The 16,204-nt window shown below is 66.0% G+C and carries 14 protein-coding genes; 4 read left to right on the plus strand and 10 right to left on the minus strand.

The genetic code is table 11. The annotated features are described in order from the left end of the window. Positions 1–97: 97 nt before the first annotated feature. On the minus strand, positions 98–325 hold the full coding sequence (locus BKM74_RS18775; protein ID WP_176342544.1) for a hypothetical protein: 228 nt from the start codon (positions 323–325) through the stop codon (positions 98–100). A 114-nt stretch (positions 326–439) separates the two neighbouring features. Here BKM74_RS18775 and BKM74_RS14065 point away from each other — a divergent pair, with 114 nt between their 5' ends. Continuing rightward, entirely contained in the window at positions 440–946 is a 507-nt protein-coding gene (locus BKM74_RS14065) for a hypothetical protein (protein WP_086466350.1), read from the plus strand. Between the two features lie 16 nt (positions 947–962). Here BKM74_RS14065 and BKM74_RS14070 read toward each other — a convergent pair whose 3' ends face one another. The 9 genes from BKM74_RS14070 to lptF all read right to left on the minus strand — a co-directional run bounded on the left by BKM74_RS14070 (position 963) and on the right by lptF (position 11,545). Continuing rightward, on the minus strand, positions 963–1,397 hold the full coding sequence (locus BKM74_RS14070) for a DUF1489 family protein (protein ID WP_086466351.1): 435 nt from the start codon (positions 1,395–1,397) through the stop codon (positions 963–965). Positions 1,398–1,410: 13 nt separating this feature from the next. After that, positions 1,411–2,814 carry an SLC13 family permease gene (locus tag BKM74_RS14075; protein WP_086466352.1) on the minus strand — a complete coding sequence of 468 codons (1,404 nt, stop codon included), beginning with the start codon at positions 2,812–2,814 and terminating at the stop codon, positions 1,411–1,413. 2 nt (positions 2,815–2,816) lie between these two features. Then, positions 2,817–3,725: a hydroxymethylglutaryl-CoA lyase gene (locus BKM74_RS14080; protein WP_086466353.1), complete on the minus strand. Its 909-nt coding sequence runs from the start codon at positions 3,723–3,725 to the stop codon at positions 2,817–2,819. A gap of 98 nt (positions 3,726–3,823) precedes the next feature. After that, entirely contained in the window at positions 3,824–4,690 is an 867-nt protein-coding gene (gene rsmA, locus BKM74_RS14085) for a 16S rRNA (adenine(1518)-N(6)/adenine(1519)-N(6))-dimethyltransferase RsmA (protein WP_245825944.1), read from the minus strand. Then, positions 4,668–5,681, minus strand: a complete 1,014-nt coding sequence (pdxA, locus tag BKM74_RS14090; protein ID WP_086466355.1) for a 4-hydroxythreonine-4-phosphate dehydrogenase PdxA — start codon at positions 5,679–5,681, stop codon at positions 4,668–4,670. Before pdxA ends, rsmA begins: the two co-directional genes overlap by 23 nt. Before the next feature lie 3 nt (positions 5,682–5,684). Continuing rightward, entirely contained in the window at positions 5,685–6,926 is a 1,242-nt protein-coding gene (locus BKM74_RS14095) for a peptidylprolyl isomerase (protein ID WP_176342545.1), read from the minus strand. A gap of 169 nt (positions 6,927–7,095) precedes the next feature. Beyond that, entirely contained in the window at positions 7,096–9,321 is a 2,226-nt protein-coding gene (locus BKM74_RS14100) for an LPS-assembly protein LptD (protein WP_086466357.1), read from the minus strand. Continuing rightward, positions 9,314–10,423, minus strand: coding sequence for an LPS export ABC transporter permease LptG (gene lptG, locus BKM74_RS14105; RefSeq protein WP_086466358.1), 1,110 nt, complete (start codon positions 10,421–10,423; stop codon positions 9,314–9,316). Before lptG ends, BKM74_RS14100 begins: the two co-directional genes overlap by 8 nt. A 3-nt stretch (positions 10,424–10,426) precedes the next feature. After that, the gene (gene lptF, locus BKM74_RS14110) at positions 10,427–11,545 is read right to left on the minus strand and encodes an LPS export ABC transporter permease LptF (RefSeq protein WP_086466359.1); all 1,119 of its coding nucleotides are present in this window, start codon (positions 11,543–11,545) and stop codon (positions 10,427–10,429) included. Between the two features lie 272 nt (positions 11,546–11,817). On the opposite strand from lptF, the gene BKM74_RS14115 reads away from it, so the two are divergent. The 3 genes from BKM74_RS14115 to BKM74_RS14125 are packed head-to-tail and all read left to right on the plus strand — an operon-like array spanning position 11,818 to position 16,115. Continuing rightward, a complete protein-coding gene (locus BKM74_RS14115; protein ID WP_086466360.1) occupies positions 11,818–13,299 on the plus strand; it encodes a leucyl aminopeptidase in 1,482 nt (493 codons plus the stop codon). An 18-nt stretch (positions 13,300–13,317) separates the two neighbouring features. Next, complete coding sequence (locus tag BKM74_RS14120; protein WP_086466361.1) at positions 13,318–14,109, plus strand: enoyl-CoA hydratase/isomerase family protein; 792 nt, start codon at positions 13,318–13,320, stop codon at positions 14,107–14,109. Continuing rightward, the gene (locus BKM74_RS14125) at positions 14,106–16,115 is read left to right on the plus strand and encodes an acetyl/propionyl/methylcrotonyl-CoA carboxylase subunit alpha (RefSeq protein ID WP_086466362.1); all 2,010 of its coding nucleotides are present in this window, start codon (positions 14,106–14,108) and stop codon (positions 16,113–16,115) included. Before BKM74_RS14120 ends, BKM74_RS14125 begins: the two co-directional genes overlap by 4 nt. Positions 16,116–16,204 lie beyond the last annotated feature (89 nt).

Consider the following 16,204-nt stretch of genomic DNA (forward strand, 5'->3'; position numbering starts at 1 on the left):
CAGGATACGACAGACAGCTAAACCTACAGGCCGCCGCCCACGCATCCCTTCTCAGAATATTAACTTGTCAATGAGCGACACCATCACCCCCGGCATATTAGGCGCCGGCCGCACCGAAGCGATTTGTGATGGCGTTTCCGCGAACCGGCGTGACGCCGAAGCGGAGAAGAGAACTTAGAGAGAGATGCTCGATTGCGCAAGCGTTTTTTTCTCTCCCGCCGCGGCGCTGAACCTTCGAGAAGGCCGCCATCGCCGTGGCGGGGCGGAGATATAGAGAGGCCTGTCCGGCTTGTCCAGACTCAATTTTCATTTTCTTTACAGCCACGAAAATTCTCTACAATTTGAGGCATGATGATGGCTAACCTACGGTGTATAGTAGGTTGCATCTTATGAGCGAACATCATTGTGGCCCGGCCGCAAGAGCAGGAGACCAAAACGCATGCGCCGTCCGACCGCCCGCGCCGCCAGCCGTGCCGCCAGAACCGCTTTCGTTCTGTCCCTTTTCAGCCTCGGCATCGTGCTGTCGGGCTGCACCCTCGCCGATATCGGGGGCAATACGAAGACGGTCCGCACCTCGGCACCCAGTTCCGGCGACGACAAGAACGGCAGCCCGACGCCACCGCCCGCCTTCTCGCAGTTCAGCGACGTGCCGGTGCCGGCCAATGCGCGAATGGATCTGGACAAGACCATCATCCTGGGGGCGGAGGATGGCTGGATCGGGCGCCTGGCGCTGACCACCAGCTATCCGCTGACCGAGATGTATTCCTTCTACGAGCGCGAAATGCCGAATTTCAGCTGGGACCGCATCACCGTGGTGCGGTCCTCGGTCACCACCATGACCTATTCGCGCGGCGGCCGCATCGCCACCATCACGCTGCAGCCCAGCGGCAGCAGCTCCAGCATCGTCGATTTCACCGTCTCGCCCTACAAGCAGGCGAGCAAATAAGCCCGTCCGGATACCCTTATAAAATACCCAGCGCGCGCAGCTCGGCCTCCATCTCCGCCGGCAGATCGTCGCCACCGCCGCCGGTACGGTCCGGCGGCGCATCCTTCGCCGTCAGGTAGCGCCAGCCCTGGAAGGCACGGCAGGGGCGGGCCTCGGTTTCCACCAGCGCCTCATCCAGCAGGATGGCGCAGCGCCTTATGCCTTCCTGCGGGTCCAGCACCTCCTCGAATCCGGCGATCGGCTGGCGCACCCGAATAATTCCCTTGATCACCCAGTAGAGCGAGCCGCCATCCAGCACCTCGCTGGATCGGCGCGGCCAGCTGCGCGTGACATGGCGCAATTGCGGAGTCTCGCCGGCGGCGTGCATCAGCGCCAGCCGCTGGGCCTGCCAGTCGCGCAGTTCGGCGAGTTCGTCCACGCCGACGCACAGCTTGATGAGATTCAGCGGCATGAATCCGAAACTCCTAGAGCAGGAAAGCAGGCAGGGACAGCTCGCCCAGCGCCACCCACCAGAGATAGTCGAGCGGGATCAGCAGCGCCCAGGTCAGCGCCACCAGCGGCAGGGTGACCCTGGCCGCCTGCCGCATCGGCACGCCGCCAACCTGCAGCGCCACCAGCACCGGCGGCACCTGATAGGGCAGCACCAGGGTGGAAAAGCCCAGCACCTGCAGCATCAGCACCTGCTCCAGACTCATCCCCGTCGCCGTGGCGATATCCCCGGCGATCGGCGACAGGATGGCTGGAATGCCCGGCATCGTCGCCACCATGCCCAGCACCATTCCGATGGCCGACAGCGCGAAGAAATTATAGGCGTCCGCCCCGTATTCCAGATGCACCGCGTCGAGCAGCAGGTGGGACAGAAAATCGCCGACGCCGCTGGTCGCCACCAGCGCGCCCAGCCCGAGAATGCCGGCAACGTAGAACAGCGGCCCCATCTGTACGTCAGTGCGGAAGCCCTGCGGCGTGACGATGGCGATCATCGGCATCAGGCAGGCGACACCGGCTGCCAGCGAGATCCAGGCCGGCGAAATGCCGTGCAGCGTGTCGGTGACGAAGAAGGCCAGTGCGAGACCGAGAATGATGGCGAGGTTGCGTTCATCGCCATTCAGCTTCGTGCGCGGTGCGGGCGGCGGCTGGTCGCCGCGCACCCGGTCCGGGAAGATGCGGCAGATCAGCCAGACCAGCAGCGCCGATTTCAGCGCGCCCAGCACCGGGAAATGCAGCAGCAGATAGTCGAAATAGGTGATGGTGATGCCGTGATAGGCCTCGGCGGCACCGGCCAGCACATTGTTCGGCACATTGGCCGGCAGGATCGCAGCCGGCCCCAGGAAGCTGGACAGCGCCACCGCCACCACCATGCCGGTGCGGCCATTGCTGCCGGGCTCGAAGCCCATCCGGTCGGCCAGCGCCAGGAAGATCGGCACCAGCAGCAGCACGCGCCCCATGGTGGACGGCATCAGGAAGGCCAGCGCCAGTGACACCAGCACCACGCCGGTGATGAGCCGCGGGTAGGAACCGGCGAGCCGGGCCACCAGCAGCTCCGCGATGCGGCGCCCAAGCCCGGTGCGCTGCACCCCGGCGGCGATGATGAGGCCGCCGAACACCAGCCACAGCGCGCCGGCGGAAAAGCCGGAGAACACCACACCCGCGGGCGCCACCTTGAAGATCATCGCCAGCAGGAAGAAGCTGACTGCCGTCAGATATTCCGGCAGCGCGCCAACCGCCCAGAAGCCGATGGCGAAGATTGTCAGCGCGGCGGCGGCGGAAAATCCGGCGGGGGCGCCCTCCGGCGCCGGCAGGAACAGCACCAGCAGCGCCGCTGCCAGCACCAGCAGCGTCGGCAGGCGTTTCGTCAGGGCAGCCACCATGCTCAGGTCGCCCGCTTGCCGGCGATGGCGCAGGCGACCCTTGAGGAAGGCGGCCGGCCCAGCGCCTTTGAGATGAACAGCGCGGCATCGACCAGCGCATCCAGATCCACGCCGGTTTCGATGCCCAGCCCGTCCAGCATATAGACCACATCCTCGGTGGCGACATTGCCGCTGGCCCCCTTGGCATAGGGGCAGCCGCCCAGCCCGGCGACCGAGCTGTCCACCACAGCGACGCCGAGATCCAGCACGGCATAGATATTGGCCAGCGCCTGGCCATAGGTATCGTGGAAATGCACCGCCAGCCGGTCCATCGGCACGGCACGGGCCACCCGCTCGACCAGTGCCGCCGCCTTGCCCGGCGTACCGACGCCGATGGTGTCGCCCAGCGATACCTCGTAACAGCCCATCGCCATCAGCTCGGCGGACAGGCCGGCCACGACATCGGGCGGGACATCGCCCTCATAGGGACAGCCCAGCACGCAGGAGAGATAGCCGCGCACCCGCAGGCCATTGCCAAGCGCGCTTTCCGCCACCGGGCGGAACCGATCCAGGCTCTCGGCGATCGAGCAGTTGATGTTCTTGTTCGAGAAGCTCTCGGTGACGGCGCCGAAAATGGCGATTTCATCGACCCCGGCGGCAAGCGCCGCCTCCAGCCCCTTCATGTTCGGCACCAGCACCGGATAGGAGACGCCCTCCTTGCGGCGGATGCCCGCCATCACCTCGGCGCTGCCGGCCATTTGCGGCACCCATTTCGGCGACACGAAGCTGCCCGATTCGATGACTGGCAGGCCGGCATCACTCAGCCGGTCGATCAGCGCGATCTTCACGCTGGCCGGCACCGGCTGCGATTCGTTCTGCAGCCCGTCGCGCGGGCCGACCTCGACGATCTTCACACGGGACGGAAAGGCCATGGCTGCAATCCTCACTAACGATTTTTGCCGGCATTCTAGGTCGAGGCAGGCCATTGCTACCACCGGCAATGCGCGAACGCTGCTATGCCGCCCGCAGGTTAGCGGCCTGCGCTCCGCAGGGCTTCGGCCAGCGCGCAGAATTGGACAATCGACAGCTGCTCGGCGCGCAGGGTCGGGTCGATGCCGGTCGCGGCCAGCAGGGGCAGCGGATCGACGCCCAGGGTTTTCAGGCTCTGCCGCAGCATCTTGCGGCGCTGCCCGAAGGCCGCCGCCGTCACCCGTTCCAGCAGGTTCTTCTCTGCCGGGGCCAGCGGCTGCGGCCGGGGCACCAGATGCACGACACTCGAGGTAACTTTCGGCGGCGGCGTGAAGGCGCGCGGCGGAATGTCGAACAGCAGGTCGGCCGCGCACAGCCATTGCACGATGACCGAAAGCCGGCCATAGGCCTCCTCCCCTCGGCCGGCGCGCAGGCGTTCCGCCACCTCCTTCTGGAACATGAGAGTCATGCTCTCCAGATTCGGCAGAATATCCAGCCAGCCGATCAGCAGCGGCGTCGCCACATTGTAGGGCAGGTTGGCGACGATGCGGCGCGGTGCCGGCCCCAGTGCCGTGACATCGACGGTCAGCGCGTCGGCCTCAATCAGCGTCAGCCGCCCCGCTGCCGCCTCGACCAGCGGCTGCAGCGCAGCGATGCAGCGCCGATCGCGCTCGATGGCGACGACATGGCGCGCCCCGGCCAGCAGCAACGCGCGGGTCAGGCCGCCCGGACCCGGCCCGACTTCGATGACGGTGCCCTGTGTCAGATCGCCCGCCGAGCGCGCGATGCGGCCGGTCAGGTTCAGGTCGAGCAGGAAATTCTGGCCAAGTTGCTTCTTGGCGCCGAGATCGTTGGCGGCGATGACATCGCGCAGCGGCGGCAGCGCGGTAATCGCCGTCAGCACCTCATCCATTATGTGATCGGGCATGGCGCGCCGCCATCTCGCCCGCCATCCGCAAGGCAGCCAGCAGGCTGGATTCGTTGGCCTTCCCGGTGCCGGCCAGGTCCAGCGCCGTGCCGTGATCCGGCGAGGTGCGGATGAAGGGCAGGCCCAGCGTCACATTCACCCCGCCATGGAAATCCAGCGTCTTGATCGGGATCAGCGCCTGATCGTGATACATGCACAGCGCCGTGTCATAGCCACGTCGCGCATCCTCATGGAACAGCGTGTCGGCGGACAGTGGCCCGAAGACCTCGATCCCGTCCTCCCGCAGTGCTGCGATGGCCGGGGCGACGATCTCCACATCCTCGCGCCCGATGGTGCCGCCCTCCCCGGCATGCGGGTTCAGGCCGGCAACCGCGAGGCGCGGGCGCTCCAGCCCGAAATCGCGGCGCAACGCCGCCGCGGTGATACGCCCGGCGGAAACGATCAGCTCGGTCGTCAGCAGCGCCGGCACGCTGGCCAGCGGCACATGCACCGTCACCGGCACCACGCGCAGCTGCGGGCAGGCCAGCATCATCACCACATCGACGCCGCCCGCCAGATACGCCAGATAATCGGTGTGCCCGGCATGGACGAAGCCGGCCTGATAGAGCGTCTGTTTCTGGATCGGGTTGGTGACCACGGCCCCGGCCCTGCCCGCCCGCACCAGTTCGACCGCGTAGTCGATGGCGCGGATCACAGCCGGCGCATTCGCCGGATCGGGCCGCCCCGGCACGACCGGCACGGCCAGCGGCACGGGCAGCACCGGCAAGGCGGAGGCGAACAGGCCGATGGCCTCCTCCGGCGCCGCGATGGCCGCCACAGGAACAGTGACGCCGATCTGCGCCGCCAGCGCCGTCAGCCGCTCGGGATCGTCCAGCAGGAAGAAGGGGACTACTCCCCCCTCGCCGCGCCTGAGCCAGGCCTTCAGCGCAATCTCGCCCGCAATCCCGGCGGGTTCGCCCATGGTGAGGGCAAGCGGCAAGGCGGCCGGCATGGACTAGATCCGGATGTCGATGAAGGCCGCCCGCTTCAGGTCGCGCATCAAGCGGCGCGCCAGAACCTCCAGCTTCTCATTCTCGAGGCGCTGACGGATTTCCGGGCGCGAGGGCAGGTCGCTCATCACCGATTCGCGCTCGCAGACGACAAAAATTGAGATGCCGCCGGGCAGCGGCACCGGCGCGCTGGCGCTGCCGACCGCCACCTGGGCGACGGCATCGCGGATGGCCGGCGACAGATCGCCCTGGCGCACCCGGCCGAGATCGATGGGGTCCGGTGCGTCGAGGCTTTTCGCGACATCTGCCAGCGTCTCGCAGCCTGCCGCCCTGGCGACGGCGGCGCGCATCCGCTCGGAGATTTCCGTCACCCGCTCCGGCGGTGCGTCGAGCGGCACGGGCAGGGCGATCTGGCGCAGCGTGACCATGGCGTCGCTCGGCGGCGCCTGCTCGCGGATGCGGCGATCCTCTACCTTCAGGATATAGAAACCCAGAACGGTGCGGATCGGCTCCGTCACCCGGCCGGCCGGAAGACCGTCAATGGCCTGGGCAAGCGGCTCGTCCAGCACATCCGCGCCGATCCAGCCGATATCCCCGCCGACACGGGCCGATGCACTCTGGCTGAATTGCTGGGCCAGCCCCTCGAACGGTGCCCCCTCGCGAAACTGCGTGACCAGCCGCTCGGCAAAGCTGCGGACCTCCGCCTCGCGTTCGGGCGAATCGACCGGCAGCAGAATCTCCTTCACCAGGATTTCCGGCTTGCCGCGCTGTGCCTCGATCTGCGCCAGATGCTCGTTGATTTCCTCGTCGCTGATCTCGGCGGCGCTGGAAAAACGGCGGGCAACGACACGGCGCCAGGCAAGGGCGGCGGAAAGCTGATCCTCCAGCGTCTTCCTGGGGATGTTCTGCCCTGCCAGCATGGTCGTCAGGCCGCCTGCCGGCATCCGGTTCTGCGCCTCGATGCGCCGGATTGCGTCCGCGACCTCCTGCTCGGGCACGGTGATGCCGACGCGCTGTGCCTCCTGCATCTGCAATTTTTCGTCGATCATGCCGCGCAGCACCTGGCCGGCAAGGCGCTGCCTGTTCTCCCGCGTGTTGGGCAGGCTGGCGCCCAGCAGGGTCAGGGACAGCCGCACCTCCAGGTCGAACAGCGAGATGATCTCGTCATTCACCACGGCGGCGATCCGCAGGCTGCCGCTTTGCGCCGTGGCGGTCTGCAGGAAACCGAGCATGAGCCAGACGCTCATGCACAGGCAAAGCAGGCCGCCGAGAAGGCGCCGGGCCGGGGCAATTGTGGAAGGCCGCGGGAAGGATGAGCGGTAAGGTCGATGCATCATGGCTAGCACAGGTATCCCTGCAATCGATTCGGTGCAAGTCGCGACATGCGCACAGTAGGGTGGCGAATGGTCCCAGGCATCAGAAAAGGGACTGGTTGCTGCCGATGGCGCCGAGATTCTTGAATTCGATGCGGAAGAAGATGCTGTTGTCCGGCTCCAGCCCCACATCGTTGGTGAAGGTTTTGCGGTAGCTGACGCCGATCAGCAGGCATTCATCGGCATAGGCCAGCGTCGCCTGCACCTCGCGCATGCCAGCGTCGTCGCCCATCTCCCGCACTAGGCGCGTGCCGAACCGCCAGTTACGGTCGATCTGCGAGACGAAACCGCCGGAGATTTCCTCGCGCTGGCCGAATTCCGGCGTTTCCGGCTGCTCCGGCAGCTTCACATAGTTCAGATTGACGCGAAACCGCTGCGGCCCGCCATAGAGCGACAATTCATTGCGGGTGATGTCCAGCGACTCGTGATCGAGCCGGAAGCGATAGACCAGATCGAAATAGCGCGAGGGCGATATCTGCAGGCGGCCGACATAGTCGGAGAAATTATCCTCCAGGCCGGTGCCGCGGTCATAGGTGGAATCCTCGCGCAGCCTGTAGCTTTGCCCCAGGAACAGGCTGCTCTGGCCGCCGCCATCGCCATACAGGCCGAAATTCATGCCGTAATCGACGCGCGTGCCGCTGGAGACCCGGTCGGTGCCGGAATAGCGGTTGGATCGGAACAGGTTGGTCGCATCGAAAATCAGCGCCTGGCTGTCCTCATTCGCGATATCGTCCGGATTGCTGCCATTCGGGCTGGCGACGAAATTCACAATCGGTTCGACAAGCTGCCGGACCGAGCCGACATCGCGCACGAAGGGATAGCGCCAGCCAAGGCTGACCTGCGGAAAGACGCGGCCCGTCTCGCCGCTGAGATCACGGTTCGGGTTCGATGGATCGACCAGATCGTCCACCGAATAGAGGTCGGTCTGCACGGTGGCGGACAGGCTGTAAATCTCGCCCGATGGTGCGTAATAGGGCAGGTGCCAGCCGGACAGGAAGGAGATGCGCCGGCTGTCGGCGCCGATCTCCCGGGTCAGCGACAGGGCGGTCGCATCCAGCGTGAAGTAACTGCCATTCGGGTCCGGCGCGGTGCGCATGCGGTGCTGCGCATAGGGGGCGACGAGCGGCATCTGTTCGTCAACGTCGAAGGAACGCAGCCCCTGGAAGGAATAGGAGGCAACCGAGGTATAGGCCATCGGCGCGAAACGCTCGGCATAGACCCGGCTGGTCAGCACATCGCGCGAATCCAGCCTGTAGCGCTTCAGATAGGTGCGGTCGCTGACCCGCTCGACATCGAAGCCGGCGCGCCAGCGGTCCGTCAGGTGAAAGATGCCCTCACTGTCGATATGGCCCTTGGCAACCTTGTCGCCGGTCTCGCGCCCGACCTCGCGCTCGTCGAGATAACCAATGCTGCCGGCCAGCGTCACCTCGCCGAAATAGAAACGGTGACGGTATTCGCCCAGCAGCATTTCCCCCTCCTCCGACATGTAGATCGGCTCCAGGGTCATGTCGTTCTGCGGCGAGAAGGTATAGTAGTAGGGTAGCCCGAACACCGCCCCCAGATCGTCGGAGAAGCCCAGGCGCGGCACCAGCACGCCGCTGCGCCGGTCCACCGTCGGGTCTGGATGGCTGAAATAGGGCATGTAGGCGACGGGAAAACCGGCGATTTCCATCACCGCGTCCTCATAGACAAGGTCTTTCGTTTCCTCGTCATGCACCACCTTGCGCGCCTTCAGCTGCCACAGTGGCGGGCGGGTCGGATCCTTGGCGCACAGATCGCAGGGCGAATAGACAGCCTGGTTCATCTCCTTGCGGGTGCCGCCGATGCGCCGGGCACTGTTCGCGGCCAGCCGGGAATTATCGGTCAACAGCACGCGCAGCTGGTCGATGAAGCCGTCGCGCAGATCGCCGGTCAGTTCGACATAATCGGCGAAGACGACCTCCCCGCTTGGCTCCACCAGCACGATATTGCCGGTCGCCGTCACCTGGTCGGTCTTCTGATTGTAGGTCACCAGATCGGCGCGCAGCACCCGGTCATTCTGCGACAGCTCGACATTGCCGCGCGCGGTGACTGTCATCAGCTTGTCGTCATAATCCAGCGTGTCGGCTGTAAACAGCACCGGCGGCTCCTGGCTCTCGCCCTGCCCCAGCCCTTGGCCCTGGCCCGGGCCCTGCTGCTGGGCATGACCGGTCCACGGCGTCAGCAGCAGCGCGCCCAGAAACAGCATGAAGAAAAAGGCGATGCGGCACGGCGACACGGGTTCAGCCATCCTCCAGATGGAACAGCATGGACACCCCGAACAGCAGGCTGACGGTCGCCGGCGTCCAGGCAGACAGAGTCACGGGAATGCGCCCGGACAGGCCGAGCGCATAGATCAGATCGCTAAAGAAATACAGAATGAAGCCAACAAGCAAGCCGCCGGACGCGATGGCCAGCGTGCCGCCATGCCTTGTCAGCCGCAGCGAGAAGGTGGCCGCCACCAGCACCATCGCGCAGAGCAGCAGCGGGCTGGCCAGCAGCGAATGCAGATAGAGCCTGTGTTTCTGGGCCGAAAAGCCGGCCTGCTCCAGAATTTCGATGAACCGCGGCAGCTCCCAGAACGACATGGTTTCCGGCGCGGCGAAACTTTCCTGAAGATTCTCCAGCGTCAGATCGGTGGTCAGCCGGTAGCTCTCCAGCAGGTGCGCGGCACCCCCCTCCTCCCGGATCGACACATCGCTGAATTGCCAGGCGCCAGGCACCAGCCGCCCCCGCAAGGCATCGATCCGACCCGTGAAATGTTCTTCCTTATTGTAGAGGAAGACAATGATGCCCTGGAATTCCTGGCTGGCCTGATCCACCCCCTGGGCATGCAGGATGGAACTCCCCTCCTCCGTCGATTGCCGCAGCCACAGCCCGGTATCGGACACCGCCAGCAGATTGGTGCTCCAGTCGAGATGCGTGCGTTCGAGGAATTCGTAGCGCGCCGTCAGGATCGAGGCGAACGGGTTGAACAGCGTTACCCGGAAGCCGCCGATCAGCAGCGCGCACAGCAGCGCCGGCATCAGGAACTGCCACACCGACACGCCCGAGGCGCGGGTCACCACCAGCTCCTGCGTGCGGGTCAGCCGGCTGAAGGACAGCAGGGCCGCGAACAGCATGGCAAAGGGCAGGATGATCTGCGCCATGTTGGGCTGCTTCAGCAGCGCCATGGCCAGCACGGTCTGCAGCCCGACATCCTCATGCGAGGCGGAGCGGCGCAGCAGCTCCACCATGTCACCGACCAGCACGACAAGCAGGATCGACAGGAACACACCGGCGAACTGCAGCAGGAAGTGCCGCGCGAAATAGAAGGAAAGCGTCAGGGACAGGCGGGTTCTCATCGTGGCCATCGCTCAGCGCACGCTCGCCGGATCGGCGAAAGCCGGCGGGCGGCGGCGGCGGCGCACCAGCACATAGAGCCCGGCCAGCGCCGGCAGCAGCGCCGGCAGATACAAAAGCCAGACCGCCGCCACATTGCGCTGCGCCAGCGACATGGCGGCGAAAAACAGCGCCTGGCAGGCAAGCACAATGACCACGGCGGCCAGCACCCGCGCGGTCCGCCCCCGGCGCGAGAATTCGCCGCTGAACAGGGCCGCCAGTCCGACCATCGCGAAACCGATGGTCAACAGCGGGCTGGCCAGCCGGTTATGCACCTCGGTGATCAGCCGGTTGCGGAACCGCACATCGTCGGGATCGTCGCTCACCGTCAGCAATTCCATCAGGAAGCGCTCGCGCGGCTCGCGCCAGCGCCCGGCAAATTCCTGCTGCATGGTGCCGATCTCGACGGTATAGCGGTCGAAATAGAGCGTGTTCAGCCGGCCCTGCGTGTCGCGGGTCTGCCGGTTACCGTTCACCATCACGACGCGCGGCCCTTCGTCGGTGATGACCAGCGCCCCCTGCTCGGCGATCAGTGTCTCCGGCTTCTCGGCATCCCGCCCGTCATGGATCAGGATGCCGAAAAGCTGGCCATCGCTGTTCTGCCGGCGGATGAAGACGGTCAGCCGGTCGCCGACGCTGGTGAACACACCCTCGCGCAGCAGCACGTTGGAAAAATTGTTGCGGATCTGGAACTGCAGGTCCTTGAAGTCGCGATAGGCCGCCGGCATGAAATACAGCATGATCGCATAGCCGATGACGGTCACGCCCAGCGCACAGGCCAGCGCCGGCCGCGCCAGCGACAGCGGCCCCACGCCGGAGCCGAACATCACCACCATCTCGCTGTCGCTCATCATCCGGTTATAGGTGAACAGGATCGCCGCGAAACAGGCGACCGGCAGCACCAGCGCCAGGAACTGCGGCAGCAGCAGCACGGTGAGATACAGGAAGGTGGTGATTGGCAGCCCGCGATTGACGATCAGGTCGATGAGGCGCAGCGACTGCGTCAGCCAGATCGCCGCCGTCAGGCAGACCAGCACGAAAAAGATCGCGACGACCAGCTGCCGGACAATATAGCGATCGATGCGACGAACCATGCTGAGCGCTGTTGCCTTGAATTCCGGGCGATTCCTCGTGCCCCGGCGGGGCTTCGAAGTCGGGGTATCCGAGTTTACCGTGTCCGTAAAGGCTTTTCGCTGGTTTTCTGCGGCATTACGTAATGCAGTATGGGGACGTAATGCAGTATGGGGGACTGCAGCGGCAGCGGCCGCTGTGTTATAGACGCATGACGCCTGCACCACACGCCCGCACCACCGGGTTCGGGCACCCTGTTTAACGTCCAAGGCCGAGGCCCAAGGGGAATATGAAGATGAAGATCGGTTTCGCGAAGCATGACCTGCCCAGGAAGGGTGCCCTCGTCATCGGCATTCTGGAAGACCGCACGATGGGCGCGGCCGCCGCCGATATCGACCACCGCACCGGCGGCGCGCTGACCCGCGCCATGGCGGCCAGCCGCTTCACCGGCAAGGCGCACCAGACCCTGGCCATCCTCGCCCCCTCGGGTATCGACGCCTCGCGCATCCTGCTCTATGGCGTCGGCAAGGCCGATGACATCGCCCCGCGCTGGGCCGAGGATGCCGGCGGCGGCATCTATGCGGCGCTGGCCGGCAGCGGCGAGACCGAAGCCGCGATCTGGGTCGAGGCCGGCCCGGCCTCGGAGGCGGAGATCGCCGCCCACATGGCCTATGGTGCGCAGCTGCGCAGCTACCGCTTCGACAAATACCGCACCAAGGAGAAGGCCGAGGACAAGCCGAGCCTGAAGAAGCTGGCCGTGCTGACCGAGCGCGCCTCGGAAGCGAAGAAGCTGTTCGCCCCGCTGGAAGCCATCGCCGAGGGCGTATTCCTGACCCGCGACGTGGTGTCGGAGCCGGGCAACATCATCTACCCGGAGACACTGGCGGACGAGGCCAAGAAGCTGACCGACCTCGGCGTCGAGGTCGAGGTGCTGGGCCAGAAGGAAATGAAGAAGCTGGGCATGGGCGCACTGCTGGGCGTAGCCCAGGGCAGCGTGCGCGAGCCGAAGCTGGTCATCATGCAGTGGAAGGGCGCGCCGAAATCCAAGGACAAGCCGCTGGCCTTCATCGGCAAGGGTGTGACCTTCGACACCGGCGGCATCTCGATCAAGCCGGCTGGCGGCATGGAAGAGATGAAGTGGGACATGGGCGGCTCCGGCACCGTCATCGGGCTGATGAAGGCGCTGGCCGGCCGCAAGGCGAAGGCCAATGTCATCGGCATCGTCGGGCTGGTCGAGAACATGCCGGACGGCAATGCCCAGCGGCCGGGCGACATCGTCACCTCGATGTCGGGCCAGACCATCGAGGTCATCAACACCGACGCGGAAGGCCGGCTCGTGCTCGCCGACTGCCTGTGGTACTGCCAGGACCGCTTCAAGCCGCGCTTCATGATCGATCTCGCCACCCTGACCGGCGCCATCATCATCTCGCTGGGCCATGAGCATGCCGGCATGTTCGCCAGCGACGACACGCTGGCCGAGCAGATTGCCGGCTGTGGCAAGGAAATCGGCGAGACGGTCTGGCACATGCCGATCGGCGATGCCTACGACAAGGAACTGAACACCGATTCGGCTGATATGAAGAATGTCGGCGGCCGGCCCGGCGGTTCCATCACCGCCGCCATGTTCCTGAAGCGCTTCACCAACGACGTGCCCTGGGTGCATCTGGACATTGCCGGCGTCGCCTGGGCCTACAAGGACAAGCCGACCGTGCCGAAGGGCGCGTCCGGCTTCGGCGTGCGGCTGCTGGACCGGCTGGTCGCCACGCATTTCGAGTAAACAGAAAGCAACACCGCCATGACCGATCAGCCCCTCATTTACGAGAAGCGGCCGGACGGCGTGGCGGTGCTGCGCCTGAACCGGCCGGACATTCACAACGCCTTCGACGACAAGCTGATCGGCGAATTGTCGTCGGTCTTGAAGACGGTCGCGCAGGACGATTCCGTCCGCGTGCTACTGCTGGCCTCGGAGGGCAAGAGCTTCTCCGCCGGCGCCGATCTCGACTGGATGCGGCGCATGGCGGCATCCGGCGAGCATGAGAATTTCACCGACGCGATGGCGCTGACCGACATGATGGAGGCGCTGGACCGGATGCCGATGCCGGTGGTCGCCCGGGTGCAGGGCGCGGCGATGGGCGGCGGCGTCGGCCTGGTGGCCTGCTGCGACATCGCGATTGCCGCCGACAGTGCGAGCTTCGCCTTCTCAGAGGTGCGGCTCGGCATCATCCCCTCGGCGATCAGCCCTTATGCGGTGCGCGCCATCGGCACCCGCCATGCCCGTCGCTATTTCCTGACCGGGGAGCGGTTCGACGCCGCGACCGCTCATCGTATCGGCCTGGTCCATGAGGTGGTGCCCGCCGACAGGCTGGATGCGACGGTGGACGGCATCCTCGACGCCATCCTGAAATCCGGCCCGCAGGCCACCCGCGCCGCCAAGGATTTGGTGCATCTGGTGGATGGGGTGGAATTCGACGGCAACCTCCGGCGCGAGACGGCGCTGCGCATCGGCCGTATCCGCGCCAGCAAGGAAGGCCGCGAGGGGCTTTCCGCCTTCCTGGAAAAGCGCAAGCCGGACTGGATATCCGAATGACCATTCGCACGCTGCTGATCGCCAACCGCGGCGAGATCGCCTGCCGCATCGCCCGCACCGCGCGGCGCCTGGGCATCCGCACCATCGCCGTCTATTCCGAGGCCGATGCCGACAGCCTGCATGTGGCGAGCTGCGACGAGGCCTGGCCCATCGGCGCCGCCCCGGCGCGCGACTCCTACCTGCGTGGCGATGTGATCCTCGATGTGGCGAAGCGGGCCGGGGCGGATGCGATCCATCCCGGCTATGGCTTCCTGTCGGAGAACGCCGCGTTCGCCAAGGCCTGCGCCAAGGCGGGGATCATCTTCGTCGGTCCGCCGGCCAGCGCCATCGAGGCGATGGGCAGCAAATCCGCCGCCAAGCAGCTGATGGAAAAGGCCAGGGTTCCGCTGGTGCCGGGCTATCACGGCGACAAGCAGGATGCCGCCTTCCTGGAACGCCAGGCCAACCGCATCGGCTACCCCGTCCTCATCAAGGCCTCGGCCGGCGGCGGCGGCAAGGGCATGAAGGTGGTCGAGCAGCCGGCGGATTTTGCCACCCAGCTGGCCTCCGCCAAGCGCGAGGCGGCCGCCTCCTTCGGCGACGAGCAGATGCTGATCGAGAAATATCTGATCCGCCCGCGCCATATCGAAATCCAGATCTTCGCCGACAGTCACGGCAATTGCGTCTCGCTGTTCGAGCGCGATTGCTCGGTCCAGCGCCGGCACCAGAAGGTGATCGAGGAAGCCCCCGCCCCCGGCATGACCGAGGCCCGCAGGCGGGAGATGGGCGACGCCGCCGTGGCGGCGGCCAAGGCCATTTCCTATGTCGGGGCTGGCACGGTCGAATTCATCGTCGATGCCGGCGGCGATTTCTTCTTCATGGAGATGAACACCCGCCTGCAGGTCGAGCATCCGGTGACCGAGGCGATCACCGGCCTCGATCTGGTCGAGTGGCAGCTGCACGTGGCGGCAGGCGAGTCCTTGCCGCTGGCGCAGCAGGATCTCGGCATAAACGGCCATGCCTTCGAGGCGCGGCTCTATGCCGAAGACCCGTCCCGCGATTTCGTGCCGCAGACCGGGCGGCTGGCCGCGCTGCGCTTTCCCGACGCCGGCGTGCGCATCGATACCGGCGTGCGCGAGGGCGATACGGTCTCGGTGCATTACGACCCGATGATCGCCAAGCTGATCGTCCATGGCGCCGACCGGGCGCAAGCGCTGGACCGGCTTTCCCGCGCGCTTGAAGCGACGAAGATCGCGGGCCTCGCCACCAATATCGGCTTTCTGGCAGCACTTGCCCGCCATCCCGCCTTCGCGGCCGGCGATGTCCATACCGGCTTTATCGGCGAGCACGAGGCCGATTTGCTGCCCCCTGCCCGCCCGGCGGAGGACACGCATCTGGCGCTGGCCGCACTGGCCTTCATGGCCGACCGCAAGCGCCAAGCGGAAGACTCCGCCGCGCGCTCCGGCGATCCATCCTCGCCCTGGAACCGTGTCGATGGCTGGCGGCTGAACGATGACGCGCATCACTCCTTACGCTTCCGCGATGGCGAGGATGAGCGCGTAGTCACGCTGCATTTCCGCCGCAACGGTTTCGTCCTCGATCTGCCGGGCGGCAGCGTTCCGGCGCAGCTGCTGGCCGACGAAAACGGCGATATGATCGTGACACTGGATGGCGTGCGCCGCACCGCCACGGTGATCCGCGACGGGCTGGACTACTGGGTGCTTCCCGGTGCTGGACAGCCGAACCGGCGGCTCAGCCTGATCGACCCGGTGCTGGAGGCCGAGGCGATGGCCGAGGGGGCCGGCGCGCGCTTCACCGCGCCGATGCCCGGCAAGATCGTGCAGGTGCTGATTACGGCTGGTGCGAAGGTCGCCAAGGGCGCCGCCCTGATCGTCATGGAGGCGATGAAGATGGAACACACCATCGCCGCCCCCGCCGACGGCACGGTCGCGGAACTGCATTACGGCACCGGCGACCTGGTCGAGGAAGGTGCCGAACTGCTGCGCTTCGAGGCGGCGAAGGGTTAGGCAGCCCCTTCTCCTATCGTCACCCTCGGGCTTGACCCCCAATACACTCCATGGGGTCCAGAGAAGCGGCGCCGTTCGCTGGATGGTCG

Source organism: Oceanibaculum nanhaiense (assembly GCF_002148795.1).
GTDB lineage: Bacteria > Pseudomonadota > Alphaproteobacteria > Oceanibaculales > Oceanibaculaceae > Oceanibaculum > Oceanibaculum nanhaiense.

Coding starts and splice junctions, on each gene's coding strand:
- rsmA (WP_245825944.1), bottom strand. CDS start 4,690: ATGCCCGATCACATAATGGATGAGGTGCTGACGGCGATTACCGCGCTG.
- pdxA (WP_086466355.1), bottom strand. CDS start 5,681: ATGCCGGCCGCCTTGCCGCTTGCCCTCACCATGGGCGAACCCGCCGGG.
- BKM74_RS14100 (WP_086466357.1), bottom strand. CDS start 9,321: ATGGCTGAACCCGTGTCGCCGTGCCGCATCGCCTTTTTCTTCATGCTG.
- BKM74_RS14065 (WP_086466350.1), top strand. CDS start 440: ATGCGCCGTCCGACCGCCCGCGCCGCCAGCCGTGCCGCCAGAACCGCT.
- BKM74_RS14095 (WP_176342545.1), bottom strand. CDS start 6,926: ATGAGCGTCTGGCTCATGCTCGGTTTCCTGCAGACCGCCACGGCGCAA.
- BKM74_RS14080 (WP_086466353.1), bottom strand. CDS start 3,725: ATGGCCTTTCCGTCCCGTGTGAAGATCGTCGAGGTCGGCCCGCGCGAC.
- BKM74_RS14125 (WP_086466362.1), top strand. CDS start 14,106: ATGACCATTCGCACGCTGCTGATCGCCAACCGCGGCGAGATCGCCTGC.
- lptG (WP_086466358.1), bottom strand. CDS start 10,423: ATGGCCACGATGAGAACCCGCCTGTCCCTGACGCTTTCCTTCTATTTC.
- BKM74_RS14115 (WP_086466360.1), top strand. CDS start 11,818: ATGAAGATCGGTTTCGCGAAGCATGACCTGCCCAGGAAGGGTGCCCTC.
- lptF (WP_086466359.1), bottom strand. CDS start 11,545: ATGGTTCGTCGCATCGATCGCTATATTGTCCGGCAGCTGGTCGTCGCG.
- BKM74_RS14120 (WP_086466361.1), top strand. CDS start 13,318: ATGACCGATCAGCCCCTCATTTACGAGAAGCGGCCGGACGGCGTGGCG.
- BKM74_RS14075 (WP_086466352.1), bottom strand. CDS start 2,814: ATGGTGGCTGCCCTGACGAAACGCCTGCCGACGCTGCTGGTGCTGGCA.
- BKM74_RS14070 (WP_086466351.1), bottom strand. CDS start 1,397: ATGCCGCTGAATCTCATCAAGCTGTGCGTCGGCGTGGACGAACTCGCC.